This is a genomic window from Pseudomonas sp. zfem003, assembly GCF_032621675.1.
Lineage (GTDB): Bacteria > Pseudomonadota > Gammaproteobacteria > Pseudomonadales > Pseudomonadaceae > Metapseudomonas > Metapseudomonas otitidis.
Window position 1 is genome coordinate 164,759 of sequence record NZ_JAVYJG010000002.1, and the last position, 16,790, is coordinate 181,548.

The window sequence follows — 16,790 nt, forward strand, 5'->3', positions numbered from 1 at the left end:
TTGATCAGGTCGCTGCTGCCGGCAGCAGCTTAGCTGCAATCGTCGTGATCAGAGGAACAGGCCCGGTCCGGGGCGGGCGTGACCTTCGGGGAATCTGACGCCGACCTTGCGCACCTTGTTCCCTTCCATCAGGGCGACGGTCCAGGTCAGGCCGTTCCACTCCACCTGGTCGCCCACCACCGGCTCGCCGCCGATCTCGTGGGCGATGAAGCGGCCGAGGGGCTGGCTGCCGTCGATGTCGTCCAGGCGCAGGCCGTAGAGCGCGGCCACGGCGGACAGCTGGGCGTCGCCTTCGAGGACGAAGTCGCCGAAGAAGCGCAGGTCCAGGCCGCGCTGGGGCGCTTGGCTGAACAGTTTGCCGAGGCCGGGCAGGTCCTGTTCGTGGCCGACCACGCAGAGGATGTCGCCGGCTTCCAGCACGGTGGAGCCGGAGGGGTGCAGCAGTTCGGTGCCGCGGAACAGGGCGGCGATGCGGGTGCCTTCGGGCATCTTCAGTTCGCGCAGGGCGGCGCCGATGCACCACTTCTCGGCACCCAGGCGGTAGACGAACAGCTCCCACTCGCTGGTGGGGTGCACCTCCAGCCCGGCACGGGAGATGGGCGCCGGCTCCGGCGGTACCGTCACCCGCAGCAGCTTGGCCGCCCAAGGCAGGCTGGTGCCCTGCAGCACCAGCGACACCAGGACGATGAAGAAGGCGACGTTGAAGAACAGCTGGGCGTTGGGCAGGCCGGCCATCAGCGGGAATACCGCGAGGATGATGGGCACCGCGCCGCGCAGGCCGACCCAGGCGATGAAGGCCTTCTCGCGGTTGTGGAAGGCGCGGAAGGGGATCAGCCCGACCGCCACCGACAGCGGGCGGGCGACGAGGATCATCCACAGCGCCAGGCCCAGCGCCGGGACGATGATGGGCAGCAGGTCATGGGGGGTGACCAGCAGGCCGAGCACCAGGAACATGCCGATCTGCGCCAGCCAGGTCAGGCCGTCGAGCATGTGCAGGATGCCGTGGCGCGAGCGGATCGGACGGTTGCCGAGGAACAGGCCGAACAGGTACACGGCGAGGATGCCGCTGCCGCCCACGGCGTTGGTGACGGCGAAGACCAGCAGGCCACCGGCGACCACCAGCAAGGGGTAGAGGCCGTTGGCGAGGGTCAGGCGGTTGATCAGCTGCAGCATCAGCCAGCCGCCGCCCAGCCCCAGCAGGGCACCCAGGCCGAACTGCTGGGCGATGTGCACGGGGAAGCTCCAGCTGAAGCCGGTCTCGCCGCTGCTGAGCATCTCGATCAGGGTGATGGTCAGGAACACCGCCATCGGGTCGTTGCTGCCGGACTCGATCTCCAGGGTAGCGCTGACCCGCTCGTTGAGCCCGCGCCCGCCCAGCAGGCTGAACACCGCTGCGGCATCGGTGGAGCCGACGATGGCGCCGATCAGCAAGCCTTCCAGCAGGCTCAGGTTGAACAGCCAGGCGGCGGCCACGCCGGTCAGGCCGGCGGTGATCAGCACCCCGACCGTGGCCAGGGACAGCGACGGCCAGAGGGCCACGCGGAAGGTCGCGACGCGGGTTCGCAGGCCGCCGTCCAGCAGGATCACGGCCAGGGCCAGGTTCCCCACCAGGTAGGCCTGGGGGTAGTTGTCGAAAATGATGCCGCCGGGCCCGTCGTTGCCGGCGAGCATGCCGACCACCAGGAAGATCACCAGGATCGGGATGCCGAAGCGCGAGCCGAACGCACTGACGAGGATGCTCATGCCCACCAGCAACGCGCCGATCAGGAACAGGCTGTTGATGGTGGTTGCATCCACGTTGGCGGAACTCCTGCAAAGGGGGTACGAGGGCGGGGCGGAAAGGTGCATGCAGCGTGCATGCCAGCCGGATTCTAACCTGCCGACCGCAACGGCCCGCAAGCACAGTTTGGCCATGATCCGCAGGTTTTTTGGAACGGGTCTGACGAGCGCGGGGACGTTTTCGACTCGTTGGTCGGCGTGTCGGGCCGTGGGGCGGATGAGTGGGTTCCGCAGGGCGGGGGACGTTCTTCCCCTCGCTGTCGGTTGCTGTACGGGCGATCTGAAGGCTCCTGGGACGGCAGTTCCAGCTTGGTGCGGGTTCTTTTACCTGGGTCACAGTTCTGACAGGAAGGTGTGCAACTGGTCGTGTGGTCGTTGTGTGGCGCCCTGCACTTCTTAGAATTCGCGCCCCGATGTCGATGTGCCACCACTCCAAGGAAGGTCGTCATGCGCATGCAGCCGTTTGCAGTCGGCTTCTGCCTGCTGTTGTTTCCTGTTTTCCAAGTCTTTGCCGCCGATCCCGTGGTGCCGTCCCCCGGTGACCGCGACCTGATCCGCGACCGCCAGGAACGGCTGCTGGAAGAGCAGCGCAAGCGCCTGCAGGAACTGCAGCAACTGCCCGGCCGTGCCGAGCCGGTTGCGCCCAGCCAGCCCCAGGCACAGGGCCCGTGCTTCGACATCCAGCGCATCCGCCTGCAGGGCGTGCACCTGATCAGCGAGGTGCGCCAGCGCGAACTGCTCAAGCCCTTCGAACACCAGTGCCTGGACAGCGGGCGCCTCAACGACCTGCTCAAGGCCATCACCCAGCACTACATCGACCGCGGCTACGTCACCTCCCGCGCCTACCTGCCGCAGCAGGACCTGGCCGACGGCGAACTGGACGTCATCGTCGTCGAAGGCCGCCTGGAGGGCGTGGAAGGCTCGGCGATCGCCAGCGACCGCGAACTGGCCCTGGCCTCCCCGGCGCAGACCGGCGAGCCGCTGAACCTGCGGGAACTGGAGCAACTGGTGGAGCAGATCAACCGCCTGCCCTCGCGCCCCGCCGAACTGGAACTGGTGCCCGGCAGCGAAGTGGGCGGCAGCCGCGTCCAGCTCAAGGGCGAGCCCGGCAAGCCCTGGCGGGTCGGCTTCAACCGCCACAACGACGGCCAGCGCAGCACCGGCGAACAGCAGTGGGGCGCCAGCCTGGAATGGGACAGCCCCCTGGGCCTGGCCGACCAGCTCAGCCTGCGCGCCGGCGGCGACGCCGTCAGCGACCGCTGGCGCCACTCCGCCAACCAGAGCTTCGCCTACAGCCTGCCGTATGGCTGGTGGAGCTTCAGCTACGCCTACAGCCAGAGCTACTACCGCACGCGCACCCCGGGCCAGGGATTCGCCTTCGTCTCCGATGGCGAAAGCAAGACCCACCAGCTGCGCGCCGACCGCGTCCTGCACCGCGACAGCGTCAGCAAGACCGGCCTCAGCCTTGGCCTTGCCCACCTGGAAACCCGCAACTACATCGAGAACGCCCTGCTGGACAGCTCCAGCCCGCGCATCACCGAAACCCAGCTGGGCTTCAACCACGGCCGCCGGCTCGGCAGCGCCTTCGTCAACCTCGACCTCGGCTGGCAACAGGGCATCGGCGCCCTGGACGCCAAGAACAGCCGCATCGACGGCAAGAGTGGCACCAACGCCCGCTACGACAAATACAGCCTCACCGCCAGCTACCTGCAGCCCTTCCAGCTGCTCGGGGAAAACCTCAGTTTCGACAGCCTCATCAACTACCAGCGCAGCGAAGACGAACTCAACAGCCCCCAGCGCATCAGCATCGGCGGCCTCAGCTCGGTGCGCGGCTTCAAGGACCAATCCCTGTCCGGCAACAGCGGCGGCTACTGGCGCAACCAACTGCGCTGGACCCGCCCCGTGGGCTGGGCACCCTTGCAGCCCTTCGTGCGCCAGTACGGCCTCGCCTTCGCCTACGACCTGGGCCAGATCCAGGGCGACCGCAACAACGCCCGCAGCCATGGCCGCCTGAGCGGCAACGCCCTCGAATTCAGCGCCCGCGGCCCGAACCTGGCCGTCTCGCTCACCTTCGCGCGGTCCCTCGAACGCCCTGACGTCATCGAACGCCAGGAGCACCCGATCTACGCCCGCATCGACCTGTTCTACTGATTTCGCGTCACCCGGAGCCCCACCTCATGGACGTTCGCAGCCCCTTCTTCCAGAACATCGCCACCGTGCTCATCGGCGTCATGTTCCTCAACCCCATCGTCAGCACCGCCGCCGACCTCGCCGTGGACGCCGCCGCCGGCGGCAACACCAGTATTGGCGCCGCCGCCAACGGCGTACCCGTGGTCAACATCGCCACGCCCAACGGCAACGGCCTGTCGCACAACAAATTCAGCGACTACAACGTCGGCGAACAGGGGCTCATCCTCAACAACGCCACCAACAAACTGCAAAGCACCCAGCTGGGCGGCTACATCCTCGGCAACCCCAACCTCAACGGGCGCGCCGCCGGCGTCATCCTCAACGAAGTCACCGGCACCAACCCCAGCCAGCTCAAGGGCTACACCGAAGTGGCCGGGCAGGGCGCCCACGTCATCGTCGCCAACCCCCACGGCATCACCTGCGACGGCTGCGGCTTCATCAACACCCCCCGCGCCACCCTCAGCACCGGCGCCCCCGTGGTCGAGAACGGCGCCCTCAAGCGCTACGACGTCGACGGCGGACAGATCCGCATCGAAGGGCAGGGGCTCAACGCCAGCAACGTCGACCAGTTCGAACTGATCACCCGCAGCGCCCAGATCAACGCCGAACTGCACGCCCGGCAACTGGCCATGGTCACCGGCCGCAACGACGTCGACGCCGCCACCCTCGCCGCCACCGCCAAGGCCGACGACGGCACCGACAAACCCCAGCTGGCCATCGACAGCAGCGCCCTGGGCGGCATGTACGCCGGCGCCATCCGCCTCGTCGGCACCGAACAGGGCGTCGGCGTCAAACTGGCCGGCGACATGGCCGCCAGCGGCGGCGACATCCAGATCGACGCCAACGGCAAGCTCACCCTCGCGCGCACCGCCGCCAGCGGCAACCTCACCGCCAACGCCACCGACATCGAACTCACCCGCAGCACCTACGCCAGCGGCAACGCCCGCCTCACCACCGGCACCCTCGACAACCAGGAACGCCTCGCCGCCGGCGGCGACCTGCGCCTCAACGCCACCCACATCGACAACCCCGGCCGCCTCGAAGCCGGCGTACGCAGCGACGGCAGCGCCAACACCGCCCACCCCGACAGCGTCCTCGACATCCAAGGCGGCACCCTGCGCAACCGTGGCACCGTAAACGCCCAGGGCAGCCTCACCACCAACCTCGCCACCCTCGACAACCAGAGCGCCGAACTGGTCGCCAGCGGCAGCGCCCGGATCAAGGCCAGCACCCTCGACAACCGCCAGGGCGGCCAACTCATCGGCCGGCAGGACCTGACCCTCGACGGCCAGACGCTGGACAACCGCGGTGGCACCGTCGCGTCCAACAAAGCCCTCACCGTCACCGCCCGCGACCGCCTCGACAACAGCCAGGACGGCCTCATCCTCTCCAAGGCCGACGGCCTCACCCTCGACACCGCCGTCCTGGACAACCAGAGCGGCACCGTCCAGGCCGACAGCGGCGAACTCAAGGCCACCGCCAGCACCCTCGACAACCGCAACGGCAAACTCCTCACCGGCCAGGGCGCCCTGACCGTCGACGCCCAGGACCTGCGCAACCAGCAAGGGCGCCTCATCGCCCAGAACGGCACCCTCACCGCCCGCAGCGACACCCTCGACAACACAGCCGGCCGCCTCCAGGGCGACAGCCTCGACCTCACCACCCGCACCCGCCTCGACAACAGCCAAGGCCACATCACCGCCACCCAGGGCAACCTCAGCCTCACCCACGGCGAACTGCTCAACGACAACGGCCAGATCCAGGCCAAGCACAGCCTCACGGTTAACGCCGACAGCCTGCGCAACCACAGCGGCAGCCTCGGCGCCGACACCATCGACCTCACCCTCGGCGGCCTGCTCGACAACAGCGGCGGCCTGGTGGAAGCCGCGCAGACCCTCAGCCTCGACCTCAACGACGCCCGCAACGCCAACGGCAAACTGCGCGCCCTGGGCAGCAGCGGCGAAAGCGTCTTCCGCCTCGGCGGCCGCTTCGACAACGACAACGGCCTGGTGGAGATCGGCAACGCCGCCTTCCGCCTCAGCAGCACCCAGCTCAGCAACCAGGGCGGCACCCTGCGCCACGTCGGCAACCAGGGCTTCGGCCTCAACCTGGCCGACGTCGGCCAGGCCGGCGGCCGCTTCCTCACCAACGGCACCCTCAGCCTCGACGTAGCCGACTGGACCAACAGCAGCCTGCTGCAGGCCCAGCGCATCGACCTCAAGGTTGGCCGCTTCACCCAGACGGCCACCGGGCAACTGGTGTCCATCGACGACATCACCGCCAGCGGCACCGACTGGACCAACGACGGCCTGATCGAAACCCAGGGCAAGCTCCAACTCGCCCTCAGCGGCCGCTACCAGGGCAACGGCAGCCTCAAGAGCCAGAGCGACATGACCGTCAGCGCCGCCAGCGCCGAACTGGGCAGCGGCGCCCAACTGCGCAGCGGCGGCAACGGCGACTTCCGCCTGGGCGGCGCACTCACCAGCGCCGGCCAGCTCAGCGCCGCCGGGGACCTGCTGCTCAAGGCCGGCAGCGTGGACAACCGCGGCACCCTCGGCGCGGCCAAGGCCCTGCGCATCGAGAGCGACAGCCTGCGCAACGAGCGCGGCCTGGTGTTCAGCGGCGCGGACATGGTGCTGCGCACCGGCAGCCTGACCAACCTGCTGGGGGACCTCTACAGCCTGGGGAGCCTGAGTGTTGCGAGGGATGATGCCGGGGCCCAGCTGACCCGCCTGGAGAACGTCTCCGGCTCCCTGGAAAGCTCGGGCGACATGAGCCTGCGGGCCGCCGTGCTGAGCAACCGCAAAGAGACCTTCGTCGAGGGACGTGAGCTCACCTACGGCTACATCAGCGTGGTCTGCTACGACTGCGGCGGTGACCACCACAACGTCGACTACGTGGCCACCGAACGCTTCAAGACCATCGTCGCCAGCGATTCCGCCGCCGGCCGGATCAACTCGGGCGGCAATCTGGACATCCAGGGCGGTGCGGTCAGCAACCTGTACAGCAGCCTCAGCGCCACCGGCAACGTCGCCATCGTGGCCACCAGCCTGGACAACACCGGCGCGGCCAGCGGCACCATCGAGCGCACGCGCCGCTTCAACACCGGGCGCGTCACGGACGGTACCGACGAGCGTTTCCGCGGGAACTACATCGACCCCTACAACGCCCGTCCGATGCCCAAGGAGATGCCCGGCGCGCTGTATGCCTGGAACCTGGTGAGCGATATCGAAACCCGCACGCCGACCGGCTCCGCTGCGCCGGCCATCATCCAGGCGGGCGGCAACGTGAGCATCCAGGCGACCCAGCCGCTCACCAACGATGCCGTCATCACCGGCCAGGCCCCCCAGGCCGGCGCGAGCCGCAGCCTGGACAGCCAGGTTTCCGATTCCAGCCAGCCGTTGGTGGTCCGGCTGAATGCCCAACTGGCACCCGACGCCCAGCAGCAGGCCATCAACCCCGTCGCCTTGCCCGGGTTCAGCCTGCCCCAGGGGCAGAACGGGTTGTTCCGGGTCAACACCGACCCCGGCCACCCCTACCTGATCGAAACCAACCCGGTATTCGCCAGCCTGTCGGGCTTCATCAATTCCAGCTACCTGCTGGACCGCCTGGGCTTCAAGCCGGACGAGACCCAGCGTCGTCTGGGGGACGGCCTGTATGAGCAGCGCCTGCTCCGGGAGGCAGTCATCGCCCGTACCGGCAAGCGCTTCCTGGATGGGCTGGCCTCCGACGAGGCCCAGTTCAAGTATCTGATGGACAACGCCCTCGCCAGCAAGGAGCGCCTCAACCTCGCCCCGGGCATCGCCCTGAGCGCGGAGCAGGTCGCCGCGCTGACCCACGACATCGTGTGGATGGAGGAGCAGGAGGTCAGTGGGCAGAAGGTGCTGGTACCGGTGCTCTACCTGGCCCAGGCCAAGGACCGCCTGGCCCCGAGCGGGGCGCTGATCCAGGGCCGCGACGTGGCGCTGATCAGCGGGACCACCCTCACCAACAGCGGTACCCTGCGGGCCAGCAACAACCTCCAGGCCTCGGCCCTCAACGTCAGCAACAGCGGCCTGATGCAGGCCGGCGAGCGCCTGTCCCTGCTCGCCACCGACAGCATCCGCAATGCCCGTGGCGGCCTCATCAACGGCAAGGACGTCAGCGCCATCGCCCTCACCGGCGACATCACCAACGAGCGCACCATCAGCCAGGAGTCCCGCAGCGGCAGGAACTTCAGCCAGCTCACCAGCGTGGTGGACAAGGCGGCCGGCTTCGAGGCCGGCAACAGCCTGAGCCTCACCGCCGGGAAGGACATCCAGAACATCGGCGGCAGCCTCAAGGCCGGCGGCAACGCCACCCTGAAGGCCGGCAACGACCTGGTCATCGCCTCTGCTGCCGAGGAAAACGGCAGCATGCGCCAGGACAAGCGCCATTTCTGGAGCACCACCAGCACCACCCAGCATGGGAGTGATGTGCAGGTGGGGGGGGATCTGAAGGCCAGCGCCGGGCAGGACCTTGCGGTGATTGCCAGCACCGTCAAGGCGGGGGGCGATGTCAGCCTGGAGGCCGAGCGCGACATCACCATCGCCGCGGCAGCCGACGAGACCAGCAGCGAGTACCGCTACAAGCGCAGTGGCAAGAAGGTCAACAAGCAGGACAGCACCGTCCGCCAGCAGGCGGCGGTGATCGAGGCGGGTGGCGACCTCGATATCGAGGCGGGCGGCAACCTGCTGCTCAGCGCCAGCAAACTCAAGGCCGGTGAAGAGGCTTACCTGTATGCCGGCGAACAGTTGGCCCTGACTGCCGGACAGGACAGCGACTACCACCTGTACGACATGAAGAAGAAGGGAGCCTTCGGCGCCAAGAAGAGCCAGCGCGACGAAGTGACCAATGTCCGTAATGTCGGCACCACCATCACAACAGGGGGTGACCTCTCTCTGGTCAGTGAGGGCGACCAGCTCTATCAGCGTGCTCGCCTCGAAAGTGGCGGCAACCTGACCCTGGACAGCGGTGGCGCCATCACCTTCGAAGCGGTGAAGGATCTTCACCAGGAGAGTCACGAGAAGAGCAAGAGCAGCTTCGTCTGGAACTCCATGAGCGGCAAAGGCAACACCGATGAAACGGTGCTGCAGAGCCAGCTCATTGCCCAGGGTGAGATCGCCATCAAGGCTGTCGATGGACTGAAGATCGATATCAAGGAGATCAATCAGCAGAGCGTCAGCCAGACCGTCGATGCAATGGTGGCTGCCGATCCACAGCTGGCCTGGCTGAAAGACGTTGAACAGCGGGGTGATGTTGACTGGCGTCGTGTGAAAGAGATTCACGACTCATTCAAATACAGCCATTCGGGGCTGGGTGGTGGTGCGGCGATCATCATCGCGATCATCGTTGCCTACTTCACGGCTGGGGCAGCAAGCGGCTTGGTCGCCAGTGGTGCATCGACTGTCGGTGCATCCACAGCCGCTACTACCGCCGGAAGTGGCATATGGGCCGCCGGGACAGGGGCATCACTGTCTGGCATAGGCTGGGCCAATGCCGCTGTAACTGCCGGGTTGACCGGGATGGCGAGCAATGCGGCCGTCAGCACTATCAACAACAGGGGTAATCTCGGTGCGGTGTTCAAGGACGTTACCTCCAATGACGCCATGCGCGGGTATGTGGTTGCCGGCGTCACCGCCGGGCTGACCACGGGAGTTTTCGACGGCTGGACCAACACCGAAACAGGTACCTCCACTGCATTGCCGAACTCGGGCGCGGTTACAACTGCAGGTGGCCTTAATACTTGGGGCGGAGTGGGACGTTTCACCGGCAACCAACTCCTGCAGAACGGGACCTCCACACTGGTTGACCGCGCCCTGGGAGGGGATTCGAAGTTCAGTGATGCCCTGCGTACCAGCCTGGCCAATGCTTTTGCTGCCGCAGGCTTCAACTGGGTGGGGGACAAGACCAACGTTTACGAGTGGGACTGGAAAAACGGCAGCCTGCCCAAGATAGGCCTGCACGCTCTCATGGGGGGGCTCGCAGCCGAAGCTGCAGGTGGAGACTTCAAGACCGGTGCCTTGGCGGCCGGCTTGAACGAAGCCATCGTAGACAAGCTCGCCGACGTCTATGGCCATATGGACTTGGAAGAGAAAAGGCGCTTGCTTGTTATGAACTCGCAAGTACTGGGTGTATTGACCGCAGCCGCGCAGGGGGGGGATGAAAAGAGCCTGCAGACTGGGGCCTGGGTGGCAGGGAATGCGACTCAGTACAACTATCTAACTGATCACGAGATGCAGTCTCTGGCCAAAGAGCTGAGGGAGTGCGAGCCGCAGGGTACATGCAGAAAGATCGTTGAAGACTATTTCTCCCGGCATGAAATCAATGAGGCGGCATTGAGCGAGGCTTGTAGCGGTACTACAACTTCTGCTTGTCAGCAAAAAGCACGGGAGATAACTGATGCAATATTCAAGTGGCAAGAGTTAGGCTATTACTCTGATTTATCCGGGCAGCAGCTAGATATTCTGGCCGCATTTCATCAGCTTAATTTGGCTGCTGGGCCTACAGCTAGGCAGGGTATAGCTCTTCCTTCAGTCAAAGCTTTTGTAGATGCGCTTGGCTTGGATATTAATAGTCCAGTTGGTGAGGCTGTAGTTGAGACGTTCTCAAGTATGGTTGCTGGGGATATTAGTTTAGGTCGAGCGCCTAAAACTAGTATTGATAGGGGGGTGGTTGGTGAAAAAGCAACTACATCTAAGACGTGGACTGTTGACCCGGCAATGCAAGCGGCAGATAAAGCATCTGGAGTTTTGGTTAATGGGCAATACATTAAAAATCCAAGTGCCAAGAATATTGGCGATTTACTGACCGACTCAGGGCGAGTGGGGGGTAAAACTACAAATGGTCAATTCATGTATGTGATCGATCAGAAAGGTAATCTAATATTGGGTACGCGCTCTGGTCAGAAGATGCCTCATCCAACACTTGTCGGAGGGGAGAATCCTCAGGTCTTGGGGGCTGGCATTGTTGAGATAAGGGCCGGTAAGATCTACTCAGTTGATAACGCGTCAGGCCACTTTAAGCCAGGAGCCGGGTCGCTGGAGGCCGCAAAGAAAATCTTTGGAAATATTCCGGAAAAATACTTCAGTAAAGATTTTCAGGGGTACAAACCTTATGCGGAATGATCTGATTGGTTCTTGGGGGATTTATTCGTGGTTTCCCGAGCTGGGCGATGATTTTGTGGCCCCTGACTCTCTGGGTGTGGCTAAGTCCATTAAGCTGTATGGGAAACTGTTTAATTGCTTAGGTGTTTGTAATGGGTATTTAATATTGGGATATAGGGATTGTGAGATTTCTGTAAGGCCTGATCTCTATGTTGCTGTACAGTCTCCCTGCTTTGAGTTTTTAGATGAGGTGAAGGTTGTGGCGACTGGGAAGAGCGGTGTGGTTATTGATATTGAGTGGCACCATAAAAAGGGTGAGCCAATCTTCTATCTCGAATTTTGTGGTAGAAAATCATCTAGACAGTATTTCACGCCTGAACTTGTTTTCGCTAAATAAGGGGTGGGTGTGGTTTGAGCAATTAATTCAATTCTCTGCTTGCAAGGATTTTAGGCTGCATTCGCAGTGTTTCAATTTTTAGAAGTAGGGGTGGACTACGTTTTCTCTCTTCTTAAGTCGTGTCCTTTTATCTATTACTTCTATTGCTCCGAATCGGTTTATTTTTGAGTACTTCGGCTTCCAGGTTCGGTTGAAGCTCTTTATAGCGCTACAAAGTCAGATGCACCGCCCGTGAAGTTGTAGCCATTCTTTCTTGGCGCTCCTGTTGGGCAGCGTGCACGCGTGCAGACCAGATGCGACATGTCATGCATACGGAGGTTTTCCAAAAATAATTAATGGAAAAATCAACGAGTTTTTATGCGTGTCATAGCTGCCTGATGGCGTCTAAAGATCCAGTGATATGCACAAGCTGTGGAGTTTTAGTCAAGAAGTTGGATCTTTCAGGAGCGATGGTGATCCCGCCTGTTTGGGGAGTTGTGGTAATCAATGGCATTAATCAGGAAGAGCTGGATGCTGTGAACCGTGTGATAGACGAGGTGACGAATCGCTTCTATCAGAATTTCTCTACTTTTGAAGTGGATGGCGCTCTAGTAATAGAGTGCAACGAGATTGCTGCCGCTAAGCTGATACCTAGATTGGAAGATGAACTGCGTGGGTGTAGGCCAGATATCGTAATTTGTTTTGAGGGTAAGCCGGAGTAGGTGGTCAATTTTAGTGCCTGCCGTTTTTTAAAATAGGGTCAAGATTTTTTCTTGTCTACGAGGTGTTAGGTTAAATTCTGCTCAAGTAGATTTCTATGCCTAAGTTGGTTGTGGGGATTGGAAGTATTCGTATGGTGGCCGGATCATTTAGAGTCTTCTGTTAAAGTATGGGGTTGGAGGCTTGTTTTTCACTGGTAGACTATTAAGGGATAAATATGGCGGCAGGCGGTTCTGTTGTGGTAACTGGGTGGCTGATAATAATTGATTTTAAGCTGTATCTTGTTCAGGTTGATCAGGCCGAGCAGGTTGAAAATTGCGAGAGCTCTCAGAGAATAGAAGTGTCTGAGCCAGAAATAATTTTTTCGGTATTGGAGCGGATTTTGCCATTGGGAGGAGGTAATAGCTTTATATTTCACCGAGCTAGAGTTTGTGGCGTTATGACAAGTGGCGTGCAGAGAGTAGTCAAAGTGATTTCAATGTCGGTGGAAGAGAGAGGGGGTGGCTTTGTTTCAATCGCTATTGGGGGCAGCGCAGAGCGGCATAGGGCCAAGTATCAGGAATTTATTAGTAAGAGAGGGATAAAATCTAGCGATTGGCTCGATTACTATTAGGATTCAGCAGTGGTTTACTGAGTTAATGGTCTAGTCATTTTTATTCTTCTTGTTTTGAGTTTTTCCTGCTCTTCTGCTAGCTATGTGGTAACGCGGTTGCATGCTGTGTGAGGCTTTTTGTTTTTTGGATTGCAAGGGCTTTGGCAGGCTGTAGATTATATTTTTCTGGTTGGCTTGTTGTTGTGTTGGCTTAAGGGGTTGTGTGTCTGTTTTTATCTATTCGAGGTTGAGAAGAAGTGAAAAGGTCTCCGAATTTGTATGACTGTCACAGTTGTCTTATGGAGTCTACGGACCCAGTAAGATGTACCCATTGTGGGGTTTTGATACAGGAGATTGATATTTCAAAAGCGATGTTCATACCGCCCGTTTGGGGGTATTTAGTGGTGGAGGGCTGTGATCAGGAGGATCGTGAGGTTGTTAGGAAAGTAACCGATGAGGTGGCAAGTGCCTTTTTTCAGAGTTTCTATATTTGTGAAGTGGCGGATGGCTTGCGAATAAAATGTGATAATTTTTCTGCTTCTCTACTAATTTCTAAGCTTGAGGAAGAGTTGCCTAGTCGTAAGCCAAGTCTCTTGATTTATTTTGAGGGCAAGTCTGAGTAGATGGTTTTGTGGTAGGGGCTTAAGGCTGAATTCAATGGGTATAAAGAATATGAAGCGTACTTTTCTTATCGCAGCCGTCGCTCTGATGGCTGCCTGTTCCAATCAAGGCCCGATGACTGCTCCGGTTGCTTCCAATGACACACCCTCTGCCGCTATTCAGGCGTTCCGTGAAATCTGTCTGAAGACTGCGCCCGACTTTTCCCGGGCAGCGGTGGCCGCCAAGGCGGTGGGCGTTGAGGTGGGCGATATGGGCTTCATGATGGCGGGCTTCAATGCGGACAAGAGCCTGGGCGTTCAGATCCAGGCAGGGAAAGAATGTGTCGTGACCACGCCTTCGCAGCGGGACGAGAGCCTTACCCGGCAATTGCTGGACGCGGCTCGTGATTTGTCCAGTACGCCGGTTGCGCAAACCTCGCCTGCGAAGATCACGCTGGATGGCCAGGTTTTCATCCTTGCCCATGACCGGGCGGGCGGTGAGGCGTATGTGCTGTTGAAGGCTGAAGACTGACCGCGAGCCATAAAAAAGCCCCGCATGTGCGCGGGGCGTGAAAGGTCCGGTTGGACTCAGAACCAGTCGGCTTGCATGCCCAGGCAGGTGTCGTCGCGGGCTTCGAGGATGGCCAGGGCGTGGTGGACGCCGGGCACTTCCCAGGTGAGGAAGAAGCGGGCGGCCTGCAGTTTGCCTTTGTAGAACTCGGTGTCGGCGGGGTTGCCGTTGGCCAGGCCTTGCTGCGCGCGGATGGCCTGTTCCAGCCAGCGCCAGCCGATGACGGCGTGGCCGAAGCTGTTGAGGTAGAGCGCGGAGTTGGCCAGGGCCTGGGCGACCTTGCCCTGCATCAGGTCGCCGAGCAGGGCGAGGGTGACGCTGGAGAGGCGGGCGAGCAGTTGCTCCAGCGGCTGGCGCAGGGCGTCCAGTTCGCTGTGGGCGGCGGCGCGCTGGCAGGTCTCGTTCATCAGGCGGTTGAGCTGCTTGAGGCCGGCGCCGTTGTTCTGCGCCAGCTTGCGCCCCAGCAGGTCGAGGGACTGGATGCCGTGGGTGCCTTCGTGGATGGGGTTGAGGCGGTTGTCGCGGTAGTACTGCTCCACCGGGTATTCGCGGGTGTAGCCGTGGCCGCCGAGGACCTGGATGGCCAGTTCGTTGGCCTTGAGGCAGAACTCGGAGGGCCAGGACTTGACGATGGGGGTGAGCAGGTCGAGCAGTTCGTGGGCCTGCTGGCGGGCGCTGTCGTCGGTGAGGGTCTGGGTGTCATCGAACAGGCGCGCGGCATACAGGCCGAGGTCGAAGGCGCCTTCGACGTAGGCTTTCTGGGTGAGCAGCAGGCGGCGCACGTCGGTGTGCTGGATGATCGGGATCTGCGGGCTGCTCGGGTCCTTGCCGTCGGCATGGCGGCCCTGGGGCCGGTTGCGGGCGTAGTCCAGTGAGTACAGGTAGCCGGCGTAGCCGAGCATGATGGCGCCCATGCCGACGCCGATGCGGGCCTCGTTCATCATCTGGAACATGTAGGACAGGCCGTGGTGGGGCTTGCCCACCAGGTAGCCGACGCATTCGCCGTTGTCGCCGAAGTTGAGCGCGGTGGAGGTGGTGCCGCGCCAGCCCATCTTGTGGAACAGGCCGGCGAGGATGACGTCGTTGCGCTTGCCGAGGCTGCCGTCGTCGTTGACCAGGAACTTGGGAACGATGAACAGGCTGATGCCTTTCACGCCGGGCGGGGCGTCCGGCAGCTTGGCCAGGACCATGTGCACGATGTTCTCGGAGATCGGCTGGTCGCCGCCGGAGATGAAGATCTTGTTGCCCTTGAGGCGGTAGGTGCCGTCGGCCTGGGGTTCGGCGCGGGTGCGGATGTCTGACAGGGAGGAGCCGGCGTGGGGCTCGGTGAGCGCCATGGTGCCGAAGTAGCGGCCTTCGATCATGGGGGCGAGGAAGCGGGCCTTCTGCTCTTCGCTGCCGAAGCTTTCGATCAGGTTGCTGGCGCCCATGGTGAGCATGGCGTAGGACGCGGTGCCGGCGTTGGCGGACTGGAAGTGGGCGAAGCAGGCCTGGGACAGAAGGTTGGGCAGCTGCATGCCGCCCACCTCGAAGTCGCGGGTGGCGTTGAGGAAGCCGGCTTCGATGAAGGCTTCCAGCGCGGGCTTGACCTCGGGGATCAACTGGGCGGCACCGTCGACGTACTGCGGTTCGTGCTCGTCGTTCTTGCGGTTGTGCGGGGCGAAGAGCTCTTCGGCGATGCCGCGCGCGGTGGCGAGGGCGGCGTCGAAGGTCTCGCGGTTGTGATCGGCGAAGCGCGGGCGCTGGGTCAGGGCTTCGGCATCGAGCACTTCATAGAGTTCGAAGGCCAGGTTGCGGGAGCTGAGCAGGGTCTCGGACATGGTCGGTCTCCGGTGGAATGCCCGGAGTCTAGATTGGTGAATGAAGGCCGCCTAGCAACATCCATGAGGGTGATGCAGCGGCCAAACCCGGCCTGGGTCGCGGCTGGTAAACTGCGCGCCTCGCGAGGAAACCATGCCATGAACTACCGTCACGCCTTCCACGCCGGCAACCACGCCGATGTGCTCAAACACCTGGCCCTGGCCCGGATGATCGCCCTGCTGTCGCGCAAGGACGCTCCCTTCGCCTACCTGGACAGCCATGCCGGGGTCGGCCTCTATGACCTGGCCGGCGACCAGGCCAGCCGCACTGGCGAATGGGAGGAGGGCATCGGCCGGCTGTGGGGCCGCGACGATCTGCCGGCTCCGCTGGCGGACTACCTGGGCACCGTGGCCGCGCTGAACCCGTCGGGTACGCTGCGCTACTACCCGGGCTCGCCGGAGGTGGCGCGCCGGCTGATGCGCCCCCACGACCGCCTGGTGCTGAACGAGATGCACCCGGAAGACGGGCAGGCGCTGAAGGAGAACATGGCCGGTGATCGCCGGGTGACGGTGCGCCTCGGTGATGGCTGGCACCTGCCGCGGGCGCTGCTGCCGGCGGCGGAGAAGCGCGCGCTGATGCTGATCGATCCGCCGTTCGAACAGGCCGATGACCTGGAGCGCTGCGTGACGGCGCTGAAGGAGGCGATTGGCCGGATGCGCCAGACGGTGGTGGCGATCTGGTACCCGATCAAGGACGAACGCCAGCTGAAGCGCTTCTACCAGGGGCTGTCGGCGTCCGGCGCGCCCAAGCTGCTGCGGGCGGAACTGATGGTGCACCCGACGGACAACAGCATCGGCCTGAACGGTTCGGGGCTGGCCATCGCCAACCCGCCGTGGGGCCTGGAGGAGGAGCTGCGCGAGGTGCTGCCCTGGCTGGCCGATGAACTGGTCCAGAGCCAGGGCGACTGGCGGTTGGACTGGCTGATCGCCGAGGGCTAGCAGACTTCCGCAGCGCCGATGGCGTTGCCGCTGCGGCGCTC

The 16,790-nt window shown here is 62.5% G+C and carries 8 protein-coding genes; 6 read left to right on the forward strand and 2 right to left on the reverse strand.

What is annotated here, in order from left to right; genetic code table 11:
* Nucleotides 1-48: 48 nt before the first annotated feature.
* Nucleotides 49-1,797: a potassium/proton antiporter gene (locus tag RTK35_RS04260; protein WP_142013765.1), complete on the reverse strand. Its 1,749-nt coding sequence runs from the start codon at nucleotides 1,795-1,797 to the stop codon at nucleotides 49-51.
* Between the two features lie 429 nt (nucleotides 1,798-2,226).
* Here RTK35_RS04260 and RTK35_RS04265 point away from each other — a divergent pair, with 429 nt between their 5' ends.
* From RTK35_RS04265 to RTK35_RS04285, 5 genes are all read left to right on the forward strand, one after another.
* Nucleotides 2,227-3,930 carry a ShlB/FhaC/HecB family hemolysin secretion/activation protein gene (locus RTK35_RS04265; RefSeq protein ID WP_410478628.1) on the forward strand — a complete coding sequence of 568 codons (1,704 nt, stop codon included), beginning with the start codon at nucleotides 2,227-2,229 and terminating at the stop codon, nucleotides 3,928-3,930.
* A 26-nt stretch (nucleotides 3,931-3,956) separates the two neighbouring features.
* Entirely contained in the window at nucleotides 3,957-11,114 is a 7,158-nt protein-coding gene (locus tag RTK35_RS04270; RefSeq protein WP_316907458.1) for a DUF637 domain-containing protein, read from the forward strand.
* Nucleotides 11,104-11,490 carry a DUF6960 family protein gene (locus RTK35_RS04275; protein ID WP_316907459.1) on the forward strand — a complete coding sequence of 129 codons (387 nt, stop codon included), beginning with the start codon at nucleotides 11,104-11,106 and terminating at the stop codon, nucleotides 11,488-11,490. The genes RTK35_RS04270 and RTK35_RS04275 overlap by 11 nt, the downstream gene beginning before the upstream one ends.
* 335 nt (nucleotides 11,491-11,825) lie before the next feature.
* Nucleotides 11,826-12,191, forward strand: coding sequence for a hypothetical protein (locus tag RTK35_RS04280; RefSeq protein WP_316907460.1), 366 nt, complete (start codon nucleotides 11,826-11,828; stop codon nucleotides 12,189-12,191).
* A 1,262-nt stretch (nucleotides 12,192-13,453) separates the two neighbouring features.
* Entirely contained in the window at nucleotides 13,454-13,912 is a 459-nt protein-coding gene (locus RTK35_RS04285) for a hypothetical protein (RefSeq protein ID WP_316907461.1), read from the forward strand.
* 56 nt (nucleotides 13,913-13,968) lie between these two features.
* On the opposite strand, the gene RTK35_RS04290 is transcribed toward RTK35_RS04285, so the two are convergent.
* Nucleotides 13,969-15,771: an acyl-CoA dehydrogenase gene (locus RTK35_RS04290; protein WP_316907462.1), complete on the reverse strand. Its 1,803-nt coding sequence runs from the start codon at nucleotides 15,769-15,771 to the stop codon at nucleotides 13,969-13,971.
* A 138-nt stretch (nucleotides 15,772-15,909) separates the two neighbouring features.
* On the opposite strand from RTK35_RS04290, the gene RTK35_RS04295 reads away from it, so the two are divergent.
* A complete protein-coding gene (locus RTK35_RS04295) occupies nucleotides 15,910-16,749 on the forward strand; it encodes a 23S rRNA (adenine(2030)-N(6))-methyltransferase RlmJ (RefSeq protein ID WP_142013793.1) in 840 nt (279 codons plus the stop codon).
* The last annotated feature ends 41 nt before the right edge of the window (nucleotides 16,750-16,790 follow it).